This is a genomic window from Nocardia sp. NBC_01499 (assembly GCF_045040275.1).
Lineage (GTDB): Bacteria > Actinomycetota > Actinomycetes > Mycobacteriales > Mycobacteriaceae > Nocardia.
Genome location: NZ_CP109426.1, coordinates 8,709,319 through 8,724,600, shown reverse-complemented (window position 1 = coordinate 8,724,600; position 15,282 = coordinate 8,709,319). Strand labels below are relative to the sequence as shown.

11 protein-coding genes are annotated in these 15,282 nt (G+C 67.9%); 6 read left to right on the top strand and 5 right to left on the bottom strand.

All coding sequences use genetic code 11. The annotated features are described in order from the left end of the window. Positions 1-4 precede the first annotated feature (4 nt). Complete coding sequence (locus OG203_RS39720) at positions 5-1,297, bottom strand: adenosylmethionine--8-amino-7-oxononanoate transaminase (protein ID WP_405162336.1); 1,293 nt, start codon at positions 1,295-1,297, stop codon at positions 5-7. A 144-nt stretch (positions 1,298-1,441) separates the two neighbouring features. Between OG203_RS39720 and OG203_RS39715 the strand changes: the two genes are divergently transcribed. The 3 genes from OG203_RS39715 (at position 1,442) to treY (ending at position 7,142) form a co-directional block, all read left to right on the top strand. After that, positions 1,442-2,374 carry a GNAT family N-acetyltransferase gene (locus OG203_RS39715; protein ID WP_405162335.1) on the top strand — a complete coding sequence of 311 codons (933 nt, stop codon included), beginning with the start codon at positions 1,442-1,444 and terminating at the stop codon, positions 2,372-2,374. Between the two features lie 203 nt (positions 2,375-2,577). Further along, positions 2,578-4,698, top strand: a complete 2,121-nt coding sequence (gene glgX / locus OG203_RS39710) for a glycogen debranching protein GlgX (RefSeq protein ID WP_405162334.1) — start codon at positions 2,578-2,580, stop codon at positions 4,696-4,698. A gap of 11 nt (positions 4,699-4,709) precedes the next feature. After that, positions 4,710-7,142 carry a malto-oligosyltrehalose synthase gene (gene treY, locus OG203_RS39705; RefSeq protein WP_405162333.1) on the top strand — a complete coding sequence of 811 codons (2,433 nt, stop codon included), beginning with the start codon at positions 4,710-4,712 and terminating at the stop codon, positions 7,140-7,142. Here the strand turns inward: treY and OG203_RS39700 are convergent. Together OG203_RS39700 and OG203_RS39695 are read right to left on the bottom strand one after the other, a co-directional pair. Beyond that, positions 7,062-8,270 (bottom strand): DUF2235 domain-containing protein, encoded by a 1,209-nt coding sequence (locus tag OG203_RS39700; RefSeq protein WP_405162332.1) that lies wholly within the window; start codon positions 8,268-8,270, stop codon positions 7,062-7,064. The two genes, treY and OG203_RS39700, sit on opposite strands and share 81 nt — an antisense overlap. A gap of 119 nt (positions 8,271-8,389) precedes the next feature. Continuing rightward, positions 8,390-9,001 carry an MspA family porin gene (locus tag OG203_RS39695; RefSeq protein WP_405162331.1) on the bottom strand — a complete coding sequence of 204 codons (612 nt, stop codon included), beginning with the start codon at positions 8,999-9,001 and terminating at the stop codon, positions 8,390-8,392. A gap of 108 nt (positions 9,002-9,109) precedes the next feature. Between OG203_RS39695 and OG203_RS39690 the strand changes: the two genes are divergently transcribed. Further along, complete coding sequence (locus OG203_RS39690; protein WP_405162330.1) at positions 9,110-11,797, top strand: helix-turn-helix transcriptional regulator; 2,688 nt, start codon at positions 9,110-9,112, stop codon at positions 11,795-11,797. Here OG203_RS39690 and OG203_RS39685 read toward each other — a convergent pair. Further along, entirely contained in the window at positions 11,777-12,013 is a 237-nt protein-coding gene (locus OG203_RS39685) for a hypothetical protein (protein WP_405162329.1), read from the bottom strand. The two genes, OG203_RS39690 and OG203_RS39685, sit on opposite strands and share 21 nt — an antisense overlap. Before the next feature lie 88 nt (positions 12,014-12,101). Between OG203_RS39685 and OG203_RS39680 the strand changes: the two genes are divergently transcribed. Continuing rightward, positions 12,102-12,539 (top strand): nitroreductase family deazaflavin-dependent oxidoreductase, encoded by a 438-nt coding sequence (locus OG203_RS39680; protein WP_405162328.1) that lies wholly within the window; start codon positions 12,102-12,104, stop codon positions 12,537-12,539. Positions 12,540-12,592: 53 nt separating this feature from the next. After that, a complete protein-coding gene (ilvA, locus tag OG203_RS39675) occupies positions 12,593-13,948 on the top strand; it encodes a threonine ammonia-lyase IlvA (protein ID WP_405162327.1) in 1,356 nt (451 codons plus the stop codon). A 1-nt stretch (position 13,949) separates the two neighbouring features. Here ilvA and OG203_RS39670 read toward each other — a convergent pair whose 3' ends face one another. Next, positions 13,950-15,197 (bottom strand): serine hydrolase domain-containing protein, encoded by a 1,248-nt coding sequence (locus tag OG203_RS39670; protein ID WP_405162326.1) that lies wholly within the window; start codon positions 15,195-15,197, stop codon positions 13,950-13,952. Between the last annotated feature and the right edge of the window lie 85 nt (positions 15,198-15,282).

Genomic DNA, 15,282 nt, shown 5'->3' with positions numbered 1-15,282 from the left:
GCTGTCAACCGAATTTCGCTGCGGCGAACTGGGCTTCGACCGCGGCCCGCATCCCGGCCGTGATCGCCGCGACGTCCTGCGAGGTGCTGATGAACGGCGGCATGGTGTACACGAGATTCCGGAACGGCCGCAGCCACACCCCCGCGTCGACGGCGGCATCGGTCGCGGTGCGCATGTCCACCGGCCGGTCGAGTTCGATCACGCCGATCGCGCCGAGCACCCGCGCCTCGACCACACCGGGCAGCGCACGCAACGGCGCCAGTCCCGCTTCAAGTTCCGATTCGATGCGCGCCACGTCACCGCGCCAGTCCCCGGCCGTCAGCAGTTCGATCGAGGCCACGGCGACCGCGCAGGCCAGCGGGTTGCCCATGAAGGTAGGCCCGTGCATCAACCCACCGTGTCCCGCACTGATCGTCTCGGCGATGAGCGACGTGCACAACGCAGCCGCCAAGGTGAGGTATCCCCCGGTCAACGCCTTGCCGACGCACATGACGTCCGGGCTGACCCCGACGTGGTCGGCCGCGAAAAACGTTCCGGTACGGCCGAATCCGGTCGCGATCTCATCGAAGACGAGCAACACGCCGTGCTCGTCGCACAGCCTGCGCAGATCGGTCAGATACCGCGGGTCGTGCCAGCGCATCCCGCCCGCGCCCTGCACGACGGGTTCCACGATGACCGCCGCGAGTTCGTCGGCGTTGGCGCTGATCATCCGCGCCAACTCGGCCACGTACTCGGGCCGATAGTCGCTCGGCGGCATCGGCGCGAAGACCTGATCGACCAGCACATCGGTCCACAGCGAATGCATGCCGCCCGTCGGATCGCAGACACTCATCGGCGTGAACGTGTCACCGTGATAGCCACCGCGCCAGGTGAGCAGCCGCCGCTTCGCCGGTCGCCCGAGCGCACGCCAGTACTGCAGGCACATCTTCACGGCGACCTCGACCGATACCGAGCCGGAGTCGCACAGGAACACCTTGTCCAAACCAGCCGGAGTCAGGTCGACCAATAGCGCGGCCAACCGCGCGGCGGGTTCATGGGTCAGTCCGCCGAACATGACATGACTCATCCGCTGCGACTGCGCCACCAACGCGGCATCCAACACCGGGTGGCGGTAGCCGTGGATGGCGGCCCACCAGGAGCTCATGCCGTCGATCACTGCGCGGCCGTCGGCCAGCGTCAGCCGCGTGCCGGAGGCTTCGGCGACCACCAGCGGTTCGGTCGTCGCGGGAAACCCGCCGTAGGGATGCCAGACGTGCTCGGCATCGATGGCGGCGATCTCGTCAAGGGTCAGTGCCACAGGAATCCTCGCGGTCGAGCGACGGCCCGAAAGGCGGGCTTGAACGCCGTTCAAGTTACCACCGGAGCTGGTATACCCCGCAATTCCGGCCGTCCGGCGGCGACTCATGGTTATTCTTTGACTCAGTCAAAGAATGGAGCCGTCGTGACCATCGTCGCCGCCACGGATATCGCCGCGGTCCGGGAATTCAACCGTCGCTACACCCGGGTCATCGGCGTGCTCCAAGAAGGCCTACTCGACAGCGAGTATTCGCTGACCGAGGCGCGAATCCTGTTCGAGCTGGCCAACTCCGGAACCGCCGAGGTCGTAACCCTGCGCCAGACACTGGATCTCGACGCCGGTTACCTGAGCCGCATCCTGGCCCGCTTCGAGAACACGGGCCTGATCAAGCGCATCCGCTCCGACAGCGACGGCCGCCGCCAAGAGGCGCGACTCACCGCCCGTGGCAAGGAGATCGCCGCGGTGCTCGACGAGCGCTCCAGCACCGAGATCGGCCATCTGCTCAACGCCAAACCGCCCGCCGCCAGGGCCCGCATGGTCGCCGCGATGCACACCATCCAGCAGATCCTGGACCACCCGGACAACGCGGCCCCGTTCGTCATCCGAGCACCGAAGCCAGGCGACTACGGCTGGGTCATCGAACGGCACGCCCGGCTCTACGGCGGCGAATACGGTTGGGACGGAACATATGAGGAGCTGATCGTGCGCATCGTCGCCGACTACCTCGCCTCGCACGATGAGCAGCGCGAACGCGCCTGGATCGCCGAATCCGGCGGCGAACCGGTGGGCAGCGTTTTCTGCGTCGCCGAGAACGACACCACCGCACGGCTGCGCCTACTGCTGGTCGAGCCGACCGTCCGCGGCCTCGGCATCGGCTCCGCACTGGTCGAGGAATGCCTGCGCTTCGCCACCGCGGCGGGCTACCGCGAGATGGTGCTGTGGACCAATGATGTCCTCACCGCGGCCAGGCACATCTATCAGCGCGCCGGTTTCGAACTGGTCGAACAGACCCCGCACCACAGCTGGGGCGCCGACCTGATCGGCCAGACCTGGCGACGGTCACTCGGGACGCCCTGAACATTGCTGTGGGATTACCAGAACGGCAACCTCCCCCGAATCCCACGCCGTCCACGACCCCGCCAGGCTGGGCGGATCGTCGCGCCCGGCCGTCCGGCGAGACCACTCGTAGCGCTGGCTGGACACCCGACCAGCGCCCGCTGACCCGCCCGGTCGCAACCACCCGCGCCGAGTAATAGGCCGCTGCCGCTAATGTCGTTGCTATGGCTCAGCCCGACGCAGCGTCCGGTGACGCGACACCACTCGGTGTGTGGCCCGGCACTGCCTACCCGCTCGGCGCGACCTACGACGGGGCAGGCACCAACTTCTCGGTGTTCTCCGAGGTTGCCGACGCCGTCGACTTATGCCTGATCGACAGGGACGGCACCGAATCCCGGGTACCGCTCGACGAGGTCGACGGGTACGTGTGGCATGCCTACCTGCCCGCGGTCGGGCCTGGTCAGCGCTACGGCTTCCGGGTGCACGGTCCCTACGATCCGGACCACGGATTGCGTTGCGACGCGAGCAAACTGCTACTCGACCCGTACGGCAAGGCGTTCGACGGCGACTTCGACAACGACCCGTCGCTGTACACGCACGGCCTCGACTCGCTCGGCCACACCATGGCGGGCGTGGTGATCAATCCGTACTTCGATTGGGGCACCGACCGCGCGCCGAACCGGCCGTACCACGAGACGGTGATCTACGAGGCGCACGTCAAGGGCATGACCGCCACCCACCCCGATATCCCGGAAGAGTTGCGCGGCACCTACTCCGGCATCGCGCACCCGGCGATCATCGAACACCTGAAGGGCTTGGGCGTCACCGCGATCGAGCTGATGCCGGTGCACCAATTCCTGCACGACAGCGTGCTACTCGATCAGGGGCTGCGAAACTACTGGGGCTACAACAGCTTCGGCTACCTCGCCCCGCACAACGAGTACGCCGCCATCAAACGCGCCGACTCCGCCGTCACCGAGTTCAAGGCGATGGTGCGCGCGCTGCACGCCGAGGACATCGAGGTGATCCTCGACGTGGTCTACAACCACACCGCCGAGGGCAACCACCGCGGGCCGACCATCGGCTTCCGCGGCATCGACAACGCCGCCTACTACCGCGTGCTCGACGAAGATCCGTCGCACTACATGGATTACACCGGCACCGGCAACAGCCTGAACGTGCGTCACCCGCACACGCTGCAGCTGATCATGGACTCGCTGCGCTACTGGGTACTCGACATGCACGTCGACGGCTTCCGCTTCGACCTGGCCGCCACGCTGGCCCGCGAGCTGCACGACGTCGACCGGCTGTCCACGTTTTTCGATCTGGTGCAACAGGATCCGGTGGTCAGTCAGGTGAAGCTGATCGCGGAACCGTGGGACGTCGGCGAGGGCGGATACCAGGTCGGCAACTTCCCAAGCCTGTGGACCGAGTGGAACGGCAAGTTCCGTGACACCGTGCGCGACTACTGGCGCGGCGAGCCCGCGACGTTGGGCGAGTTCGCTTCCCGGCTCACCGGCTCGTCGGATCTGTACGAGGCCACCGGCCGCAGGCCGAGCGCGAGCATCAACTTCGTCACCGCGCACGACGGGTTCACGCTGCGGGATCTGGTGTCCTACAACGAGAAACACAACGAGGCGAACGGCGAGGACAACCGCGACGGCGAGAGCTGGAACCGGTCGTGGAACTGCGGTGTCGAAGGCGACACCGACGACCCGCACATTCTCGCGTTGCGGGCCAGGCAGAGTCGCAACCTGCTTGCCACGCTGGTGCTCAGCCAGGGCGTGCCGATGCTCGCGCACGGCGACGAGATGGGCCGCACCCAGCACGGCAACAACAACGTGTACTGCCAGGATTCCCCGCTGGCCTGGATGGATTGGTCTCTCATGCAGACGAATTCGGACCTGCTCGAATTCACCCGCAACGTGATCGCGTTGCGCACCGAACACCCCATCTTCCGGCGCCGCCGCTTCCTCGACGGCAGGCCGGTGCGGTCGAAGGATCGCGCGCGCGACATCGCCTGGCTCACTCCGGAAGGCGCGGAGATGACCACCGCGGACTGGGACAGCGGCTTCGGTAAATCGCTCACCGTGTTCCTCAACGGCAAGGGCATCCACGAACCAGACCCGCGCGGCGAGCGGATCACCGACGACTCGTTCCTGCTGTGCTTCAACGCTCATGACGAGGCCATGGACTTCACACTCCCCAACTCCGACTACGGAACCGACTGGACTGTCGCACTGGACTGCTCGACACCGACCGGCCGGACCGACGCGAGCTACGCCGCGGCGGCCACCCTCCCGGTCGAATCCCGGTGCCTGCTTGTGCTCCGTCACGCCGGATGACTCGAACGCCTATGACCACACCGGAACCCGCCGAGCCGCACGCAACCGATTCGCTCTCGCTGCGCCGCACGCCGGCCAGGCCGACGACGATCCGCAGCACCTACCGACTCCAGCTGCGGCCCGACGCGCTGACCTTCAGCGATGCCAGCACGATCGCGGAATACCTTCAGCAGCTTGGCATTTCGCACCTGTACCTGTCGCCCATCCTGACCGCGGCGCACGGTTCGACGCACGGCTACGACGTCACCGACCCAACCACGGTGTCGGCGGCCCTCGGCGGCCCCGCCGGGCTCAAGGCACTGTCCGACGAAGTACGCAGTCGCGGTATGGGTTTGATCGTCGACCTGGTGCCCAATCACGTCGGGGTGGCCGACCCTCGGCAGAACGCGTGGTGGTGGGATGTGCTGCGCAACGGCCGCGAATCCGCGTACGCGCACTACTTCGACATCGACTGGAGCTCGGGCAACGGCGCGGGCGGCCGTCTTGCCCTCCCGGTGCTGCAGAGCGAGAACGACCCGGCGGCGCTCACCGTCGACCGCTCCGGCACCGAACCGATGCTGGCCCTGCACGATCTGCGCTTCCCCATCGCGCAGGGCACCGACGGCGACAACGCCCTGCGCATCCACGACAAGCAGCACTACCGGCTGGTGAGCTGGAAGGCGGGCGTGTGCACCTACCGCCGGTTCTTCGCCGTCAGCAGCCTCGCCGCGCTCCGTCAGGAGGACAAGGAGGTCTTCGAGGCCACCCACCGCGAGCTCGCCGCCTGGTGCGAGCACGACCTCATCGACGGCGTGCGGATCGACCACCCGGACGGATTGTCCTATCCCGCCGCCTATCTCGCGCGGGTGCGCCGATTGATCGGCCCGAACCGGCTGCTGCTCGTGGAGAAGATCCTGGCCAACCGGGAGCCGCTGGATTCGACCCTGCCGGTCGACGGCACCACCGGCTACGACGCGCTCGCCGACGTCGGCGGCGTGCTCATCGACCCGGACGGCGAGCAGGCGCTGACCGAGCTGTCCAAGAAGCTCGCCGGGCACGGCAGCGACCGCTCCTGGATCGGCGAGACCGAACACCGGATCAAGCGCGCGGTCGCGGAAAGCATTCTGGCGCCGGAGGTTCGGCGGCTGGTCGCGGCGATCAAGCGGGACGCGAGCGCGGAGAGCTTCGACACCATGGCGATGACCAACGCCACCATCGAGGTGCTCGCGTTCATGCCCGTCTACCGGGCCGACTACGCGCCGCTGGCAGGCATGATCGGCGCCGTCATCGCCGAGGTGGAGAAGCGCAACAGCGAACTCACCGCGCCGCTCGCGGTGCTGGTCACCGCGCTCGCCTCGGACGGCGAGGCCGCGGTGCGGTTCAGCCAGGTCTGCGGCGCGGTCACCGCGAAGGCGGTGGAGGACACCATGTTCTATCAGGCCGCCCGGCTGGTGTCGCTGCAGGAGGTCGGCGGCAATCCGGCCCGATTCGCCCACTCGCTCAACGAGTTCCACCTGTCCAACAGCGAACGTTCGCAGCGCTGGCCCGCCACCATGACGACGCTGTCCACGCACGACACCAAGCGCGGCGAGGACGTGCGCGCCCGCATCGGCGTGCTCTCCCAAGCGGCCGACACGTGGGCGCAGAGCGTCGAGTCCTGGGAGGAGACCGCGCCAGGACCGGACGGCGCGACCACACTGTTCTTGTTGCAGAACATGTTCGGGGTGTGGCCCGCCGACGGGCGCCCCGCCGCCTCGGTGCCCGGTTTACGGGAGCGGCTGCACAAGTTCGCCGAGAAATCGATTCGCGAGGCGGGCACCAAATCCTCCTGGGAGGAACCGGATGCCGACTTCGAGACCTCGGTGCACAGCTGGATCGACACGGTGATCGACGGCCCGGTCGGCTCCGAACTCGGCGACCTGGTGCACGAGCTGGCGCCGCACGCGTGGTCGGATGCGTTGTCGCAGAAGCTGCTTCAGCTGTGCGGACCGGGTATCCCTGACGTCTATCAGGGCTGCGAGTTATGGGAGGACTCCCTCGTCGATCCCGACAACCGCCGCCCGGTGGATTTCGCGGTCCGCACCGGCATGCTGCAATCGCTCACCGGCACACCGGCTCTGGACACCACCGGCGCCGCGAAGATGTGGATCGTCGCGTACGCGCTGTGGCTGCGCAGGGAGCGCCCCGACTGCTTTGTCGGGGGCACCTATCTGCCGCTGTTCGCCACCGGCGAGCAGGCGAGCAGGCTGGTGTCCTACGCCAGGGGCCGCATCGGTGCGGCCCCGGAGGTGATCGTCGCGACCACCAGGCACAGCCTCGACCTCGCCGAAACCGGTTGGGGTGACACGACTCTCGATCTACCGCAGGGCACCTGGACCGACCGGTTAACCGGCCACACGTTCCAGGGCCGGGCCCGGCTGGAAAAGCTCTTCGGCAGGCTGCCGGTCGCCCTGCTGGTGCGCTGAGACCCGGCTGACCTTCTCCAGCAGCTCCTCGGGGAACATGCCGCCGAACCGCGCGCGCCAGCGGCGCAGGTTGGGCGGGCAGTAGTCGTCGGCCTCGTTGACCGCCGAGGCAAGCCGGATGCCCTGCTCGTTCCCGTTGGCCAGCCGTCGCCATGAGTCGAGGTAGAACCGCTGGCTGCGCGGATGACGCACGGTGCGCAGCACATTCAGCACGCGGTAGGCGGCGCCGAGCGACGAGTGTGGCCGCATGTGGCCTTCGTCCTCGGCGCGGCAGTCCTTGGACAGTTCCTCCAACCGGTCGCCGTCGAAGACGAGCCCGACGGACTCGGCCTCACGCACCATCCACCGCAGCGTGATGTCGGAGAGTCCACATTCGGAGTAGCCGCCGCCGATATCGCTGTGCACGCCCTCGAACCACACCTGCTTGACCCGCTGGAATCCCCTGCGGTACTTCACATTCGGCTCGACCGGCACCTCCCACAGGCACGGTTCGAAATTGCGCCGCCGCTCATCGATGGCCAGCGCCTGGCGCGCGCAGTGCACGCTCGGGGCGAGCTTGACGTCGTGGAACTTGTACCGCAGCGAGGTAAGCCCCGGCACGCCGAGCGCGCCGACGGTGTCGAAGACGCCGAGGAAGTTGATCGTCGGCCTGACCTTGTGGCAGTTGTCCCTGCGGAAGTCCAGCCACTGCTGCGGAATCGTGCCGTCTTTCGGCGCCACCTGATGATGGATCGCCAGCGCCTCCGGGTACTTGCCCTTGATCATGGCCTGTGGCGTCATGATTCCGATGCGGTCGATCAGGCTGGACAGGCTACGCGCGGTGAACGCGCCGCGGCTGAACCCGAAGATGTAGATCTCGTCGCCCGGTTCCCAGTTCAGCGCCAGGTGCCAGTACGCGGACGACAGGTTCGCCTCCAGCCCGAGCCCGAACGCGCCACCCATCAGCCGGTCGGACAGGAAGCCGCGGGAACCGGGCCCCGACACGTAGGTGACCCACTGCTGGATCTTGTCCCCCACCGGACCGGGCGCGTCGTACCGGATCGTCTGCGCGATCTTGATGATGTTCGATACCGTGCTGCTAGACTCCGCTTTCCAGGTGCCGTCACAACATACGACCAGGCGTTTCATGAACCAGATCCTCCCGCCGGAATCCTGTTGAATCCCGCGTACTCGACTACTCGAATCATCGAGCGCGCAGTGGGCAGCGTTAATGAACAACGCCGGTGTCAACAGGTAGGAAGCAGGAATCAGAGCCAGGTGGGATCGCCGAACACAGCCCCGGAATCGTCGACCTCGGGGGACTTGTAGTCGACGTAGGAGTACTGCCGGAGGGTAACCGGGCCGGTGCACGAATTCACCTTGATGTGGAAGTCGCGGAAGCTGAGCTGAATCAGCTTGCCGGGAATCATGTCCTTTTCGGCGATCGCGACTTCGCCGATCTCGCCGGGGGCCAGGTTCAAGGTGGCGACCGGGTTCGGGTTGACGCTCGGCTGCTGTCCGATGACGAGGTCGGGCGTCGCACCGAGGGTGCCTGCGCCGATGGTCACGGCACAGCCGACGTGATAGCCGATGCGCAGCTTGCCCGCCGTTGCCCCGTCGACCTGGCCGTAGGCGATCGAACTGACCAGCGCCTCACGGGAGGTCCCCATGAAGTTCAGCGGCGGGATCCGGTAGATGAACTCGTCCCTGCTGCCGATGGTGAACTTCTTCGCGCCGCCGCCCGGTGGGATGAACGACTTCTCGTGCGGGGGCATGCTGATGATCTCGGCGTGCGCCGCCGGTGCGAGGGCAGCCACGGACGCGCAGGTCACGGCGGCGCCCGCCAATGCCTGAACCGCCCTTTTCACATTCGACGCCATAGCCCCAGACCTTAGTAGCCGCTCGCTATATCAGACGCTTGCGACACGGCGGAAAGGGGTACCGACCGGCGACTGATCGCTCGTCCAGCAGACGGCTACGGTGTGGGCATGCTCCAGGGAAGACACGCCGAACAAGCGCACATCGATCGGCTTCTCGCTGCGGCACGGGACGGGCGAAGCGGTGCGCTGGTCCTGCGCGGCGAACCGGGGATCGGCAAGACCGCGCTGCTGGATTACGCGGCGGCCCAAGGCATTTCGACGGTGCGCAGCGCTGGCATCGAATCCGAGGCCGAATTGCCTTTCGCCGGACTGCATCTGCTGGTTCGCCCCGGCCTCGCGCTGCTCGACACCCTGCCCGACCGGCAGCGCGACGCGTTGCGCGGCGCTTTCGGTCTGGCGCAACAGGATCCGGGCGATCGCATGCTGATCGGTCTCGCCGTGCTGTCGTTGCTGGCCGAGGAGGCGACCAACGGCCCGCTGCTCTGCCTGATCGATGACGCGCACTGGCTCGATCGCGCGAGCGCGGAAGCGCTGCTGTTCGCGGCGCGACGACTCGACGCGGAGGGTGTAGTGATCATCTTCGCGACCCGCCCCGGCGCGGATGACTTCCCGGCACCCGGCCTGCCCGAGCTGATCGTCACCGGGCTGCCGCCGGAGGCCGCCGCCGCGCTGGTGGACAGCCGCGACCCCGACCTGTCGCCGGTGCTGCGTTATCGGCTGCTGAGCGAGGCGGGTGGTAATCCGCTGGCCTTGCGGGAGTTGCCCGCCGTGCTCGCCGCGGAATCGCCTGGCGCAGGGCCGAATCCGCTGCCGCTGACCCAACGACTGCAGGTCGCCTTCCACGGCCAGGCGAGCAAGTTGCCCGCGCGTACGCGGGTGCTGCTGCTGGTCGCGGCCGCCGCGAGCAGCGCCGAGCTGGCCACCGTACTGCGCGCGGGTGCCGCCCTCGGCGCGCACCTGTCCGACCTGACGCCCGCCGAGGACGCCGGACTCGTACACAGCGACGGACGGACACTGACTTTCCGTCATCCGCTGCTGCGTTCGGCGATCTATCAAGGCGCGCCACTGACCCAGCGCCTCGCCGTGCACCGCGCGCTGGCCGAGGCACTCACCGCGACCGAGGACGCCGACCTACGGGCCTGGCATCTCGCGTCGGCGGCGACCGGACCGGATGAAATCGCCGCGGCCGCACTGGAAGACACCGCCGACCGGGCGCGCGAGCGCAGCGGCTACCACGGTGCCGTCGCGGCATACGAGCGCGCGGCCGGACTCAGTACCGTTTCGGCGGACCGGGTGCGCAGGCTGGTGCTCGCCGCCGAGACCGCGGGCGAAACAGGCCTGCCCGATCTGGCCGGACAGCTCGCCGAACGCGCGGGTGCCCAGACGACCGATCGCCTGGTGCTCGCGCGTCTCGATCTCGTTCGCGGTGTCGCGGAATTCGGTGCGGGCAAACCACTTTCGGCACACCGGCTACTGCTCGGCGCGGCCGCCGCGCTGCGCGAGTCCGACCAACCGCGGGCAGCCCGCGTCCTCGCTCAGGCACTGCACACGGCCTGGTATCTCGGCGAGCCGGAACTGGCGCAGGTGCGCGATTCGCTGACCGAACTCGCGCTGCCGGACAGTGACCCGCTCTCGCCCATCGCGCGCTACCTGGTCGCGGCGATCTCCGGCCGGTTCACCGTCGACCTGCGCACGGCGGCCGCCGCGGCAAGAGACGCGGGCGCGGACAGCCCGCGCGATCTGGTGCAGATGTGCGGGATGGGCCTGGTCGTCGGCCAGGATGACCAGGTCACCGAGCTGGCGAACGAACTCGTCGCCGAATGTCGCGAACAGGGTCGAATCGCGCTGCTGCCAACGCTGCTGTTCTTCCGCGCCGAGGCCGAGGCCTTCCTCGGCAGGCCGGGTGAGGGCCGAGTCGCCGCGACCGAGGGACTGCGGATCGCGACCGACCTCGGGCACGGGCAGTGGATCAGTCAGCTGTCGGCCTACCTGGCGTATCTGGCCGCGCTGGACGGACATGCGGAGCAATGCCGTGAGCTGGCCGATCGCGCGCTTGCCGAGGAGTTCGGCGGCGATACCGCGCCCGGTGCGCCGTGGACCCAGCTCGCGCTCGGCCTGCTCGAACTCGGACTCGGCAAGGTCGACAGCGCGCTGGCCCGGCTGGAACCGCTGACCAGCGAACCCGCGCGGCATCACGTGGCCGGGCTGCGTGCCATGCCCGATCTGATCGAGGCGGCGGTGCGACTCGGCGTCCCGGCTCGCGCTGGCGACGCACTGGACCGGCTGACCGAGTGGGCGGCGGCCGCGCGGCAGGACTGGATCGCGGCGCTGGCATGCCGCTGTCGAGCACTGCTCGATGACGCGAACGCCGAGCAGCATTACCTCGCGGCGCTGAAGCTAGGCGGCCGACCGTTCGAACAGGCCAGAACCCAACTGCTGTACGGCGAATGGTTGCGCCGCAATCGCCGCAAGGCCGACGCACGGACCCAGTTGCAGCCCGCGCTGGAGATCTTCGAGCGGCTCGACGCCGGTCCGTGGGCGCGACGATGCCGCACCGAACTCGGGGCGCTCGGCGTCGGCACGACCGCCAGGCCCGCGCACGGCGTGCTTGCCACGCTGACGCCGCAGGAGCTACAGATCGTGCGATTGGCGGCGCACGGCATGTCCAACCGGGACATCGCGGCGCAGCTGTTCCTCAGTCCACGCACGGTCGGGCATCACCTGTACAAGGCGTATCCGAAGCTGGGTGTGCTGTCGCGAGGTGAACTGGCGGAGCTACCGCTCGACGCGGACTAGCTGCTTCGACCGACGCGCGACGGCTATCCCGAGCAGCCAGCGGGCCGCACCGACCGTGGCCGCGATCAGCACCGCTACCTGCGGCGATCCCGTGATCAGCGCAAGGATCAAGCAGATCACCAGCGCGGCAGCCACGGCCTCGAGCTTGTAGAGCGGCCAGGCACTACCCGCGATCTCGATCGTCGCGGAGCGGGCCGACGGGTGAACAACTGCCATCTAGTGAGGATATACGGACGGGGAAGTTCGGTCTACCGAACTTTGTGTTGCCGGGAACACAGTCGGCTCCAGCCACGTTTGGGCAGTTATGCCACTGACAGGAGAATACGAACCGAGCCCGTCCGCCATGGCCCGCGACCAGGTCGACATCTATGAGAACTCGGGCGGCACCGAGGGCACCACGCACGAGGGCAAGCCGGTCATCCTGCTCACCACCAAGGGTGCGAAGTCCGGCAAGCTGCGCAAGATCCCGCTGATGCGGGTGGAGCACAACGGTGAATACGCGGTGGTCGCCTCGTTGGGCGGCGCACCGAAGAACCCCGTCTGGTACTACAACATGAAGGCCGAACCGCACGTCGAACTGCGCGACGGCACCGTGAACAAGGATTACACCGCGCGCGAGGTCTTCGATGACGAGCGCCAGCAGTGGTGGGACCGGGCCATCGAGGTCTGGCCGGACTACATCGAGTACACCAAGAAGACGGATCGAACGATCCCGCTCTTCGTGCTGACGCCGCGGGACTGATGCACCGCTACCCGCCGCAGCAGCCCGGCGCGGCGGGTGGCAGCATATTTCGAGTGTCCAATCCGCTTGATGTCATCGACGCACGGTCCGCTTCTCGTCCCGCGCTGAGCGCGGACGAGATCGACGCTGCCGCCAAGCGAATCGCCGACATTATCGAGCCGACTCCGCTGCAGCGCAGCGAGCGGCTATCGCGGCTCACCGGAGCGAACGTGTACCTCAAGCGCGAGGACCTTTCCGCAGTCCGCTCCTACAAGCTGCGCGGCGCCTACAACCTGGTGATGCAGCTGACCGAGAGCGAACGCGCCGCCGGTGTCGTCGCGGCCAGCGCGGGCAACCACGCGCAGGGTGTCGCGTTCGCCTGCCACGCGATGGGCATCAAGTGCCGCATCTACGTGCCGACCACCACCCCCAAGCAGAAGCGCGACCGGATCCGGGTGCACGGCGGTGAATTCGTGCAGCTGATCGCGGTCGGCGAAACCTACGATGCCGCCGCGGCCGCCGCCGCCGACGACGTCGAGCGCACCGGCGCGACCATGGTGCCGCCGTTCGACGACGTACGCACCGCGGCCGGTCAGGGCACCATCGCCCCGGAGATCCTGGAGCAGCTCGGCACCTCGCCCGACCTGGTCGTGGTACCGGTGGGCGGCGGTGGCTGCCTGGCCGGTGTCGGCACCTATCTGCGGGACCGGTCTCCGCACACCGCGATCCTCGGCGTCGAACCGGCCGGTGCGGCCTCGATGACCGCGGCGCTGGTCGCTGGCGGACCGGTGACGCTGCCGGAGATCGACCCGTTCGTGGACGGTGCCGCGGTGCGCCGGATCGGCGTCGTGCCGTTCGCGGCGATCGCCGGGTTCGGCGGCCGGGTCGTCTCGCACGCCTCGCTGCCGTTACTGACCACCACCGAGTCGCCAAGCGGCACAAGCTCTTTCCGGATGATGCAGGTCGACGAGGGCGCGATCTGCACAACCATGCTCGACCTCTACCAGAACGAGGGCATCATCGCCGAACCCGCTGGCGCGCTGGCGGTTACCGCGCTCACCGAGCTCGCGGTGGAGCCGGGATCGACGGTGGTGTGTCTGGTCTCCGGCGGCAACAACGATGTGTCGCGCTACGGCGAGATCATCGAACGCTCGCTGGTGCACCGCGGCCTGAAACACTATTTCCTGGTGGACTTTCCGCAGGAGCCGGGCGCGCTGCGGCGCTTCCTGGACGAGGTGCTCGGGCCGGACGACGACATCACCATGTTCGAATACGTCAAACGGAACAACCGCGAAACCGGTTCGGCGCTGGTCGGTATCGAGCTCGGCGCCCCGGATGGGTTGGGCGCGTTGCTGGAACGGATGACCGAATCGCCGATCCAGTGCGAGCGGCTCGAACCGGGCTCTCCGGCCTACCGCTATCTGACCTGAGTCAAGCCGCCGCCTCGCGCGTCTCCTCCATCGGGATGCGCCGGGTGGCGCGCAGGCAGTTCAGCAGCAGCGGCAGCAGCCAGAAGGCCGCGGACTGGTCGTAGGACAGTTGGCCCGCCGAGAGGCGGTTGTGCACGAAGCCAACCGAAAGACCAAGTCGCGGTTCGGCCCAGCCGAAGGAGCCGCCAAGACCGATGTGGCCGAATCCGGCGTGCGCACCCGGCATCGGCAGCGAGTGGTAGCCGAGACGCCAGAGCATGGGCGCGTAGAACAGGGCGTGGTCGAGGCGGTATGTCTGAATCCGCCTGATCGCCTTGATGGTTCGCGGGCTGATGAACTGACGACCTTCCGCCACACCGTCATTGGCGAGCGCGCCGTACAGGGTGGCGAGGGCGGGTGCGGTGCAGACGCCGTTGCCCGCGCCGAGCTCGGTCTGCAGGATCGGCGGCAACTCACCCGCCAGGATCGATTCCAGTCCGGGCAGGAACAGGCAGCGGGTGGCCGCGCCCAAGGCGCCGGGGATTCGATGGCTGCGGCCCAATACCATTGCGCTGACCGGCTTTCCGATCATGGCCAGCTGGGAACCCGCCAACGGCGCGTAGGTGGTCGGCGCTTGCGGCGGCGGTGCGCCTAGGTAGATGCCGTCGATGCCGAGCGGGTCGGCGATCTCGGTGCGGAACAACTCCGCCATGCCACGGCCGGTGATCGCGCGGGCGAGCCCGGCCATCAGCCAGCCGAAGGTGAGCGCGTGATAGGCCGGAACACCAAGCAGGCGATCGGGTTTCGCGGCGGCGAGACGCTGCTCCATCAGTTCGTGATCGAGCACGTCGTCTAGGCCGGTGGCGATCGGCGCGAGGGCGGACAGGCCCGCACTGTGCGTCATCGCTTGGCGCACCGTGATTGTGTCCTTGCCGTTGGCGCCGAACTCCGGCCAGTACTCGGCGACCGGTGCGGCATAGTCGATCAGGCCTCGGTCGGCGAGGCGGTGAATGACGGTGGCGGTGACGCCCTTCGTCGCGGAGAAGATGATCGACCCGGTGTTCTGGGTCCACGGGGTGTTGCCGCCGGAGCCGGTCCAGATATCGAGCAGCGGCTCACCGTGCAGGTGCACCGTCAACGCGCCGCCCGCGCCGCGGCGGTGTCCGAATGTTCTGGCGAAAGCGCGCACCAGTGGGGCGAATTCGGCGGTGGCGCTGCCACCCATCCCGGTCGGGATCGGCGCTAGATCCCCGGAAGCGTCGTTGCTCATCTTTCTACGGTAATGGCGGCGGTCACACCCGGCAATGCGTCTGTCTCGGACAGTGCTCGATCGTGACTTTCCCGCAACCGGATTC

What these genes read in the sequence shown, in the direction of transcription:
- treY (WP_405162333.1), top strand. Translation starts at nt 4,710, where the DNA reads ATGACCACACCGGAACCCGCCGAGCCGCACGCAACCGATTCGCTCTCG.
- OG203_RS39680 (WP_405162328.1), top strand. Translation starts at nt 12,102, where the DNA reads ATGCCACTGACAGGAGAATACGAACCGAGCCCGTCCGCCATGGCCCGC.
- OG203_RS39695 (WP_405162331.1), bottom strand. Translation starts at nt 9,001, where the DNA reads ATGGCGTCGAATGTGAAAAGGGCGGTTCAGGCATTGGCGGGCGCCGCC.
- glgX (WP_405162334.1), top strand. Translation starts at nt 2,578, where the DNA reads ATGGCTCAGCCCGACGCAGCGTCCGGTGACGCGACACCACTCGGTGTG.
- OG203_RS39670 (WP_405162326.1), bottom strand. Translation starts at nt 15,197, where the DNA reads ATGAGCAACGACGCTTCCGGGGATCTAGCGCCGATCCCGACCGGGATG.
- OG203_RS39690 (WP_405162330.1), top strand. Translation starts at nt 9,110, where the DNA reads ATGCTCCAGGGAAGACACGCCGAACAAGCGCACATCGATCGGCTTCTC.
- OG203_RS39685 (WP_405162329.1), bottom strand. Translation starts at nt 12,013, where the DNA reads ATGGCAGTTGTTCACCCGTCGGCCCGCTCCGCGACGATCGAGATCGCG.
- OG203_RS39700 (WP_405162332.1), bottom strand. Translation starts at nt 8,270, where the DNA reads ATGAAACGCCTGGTCGTATGTTGTGACGGCACCTGGAAAGCGGAGTCT.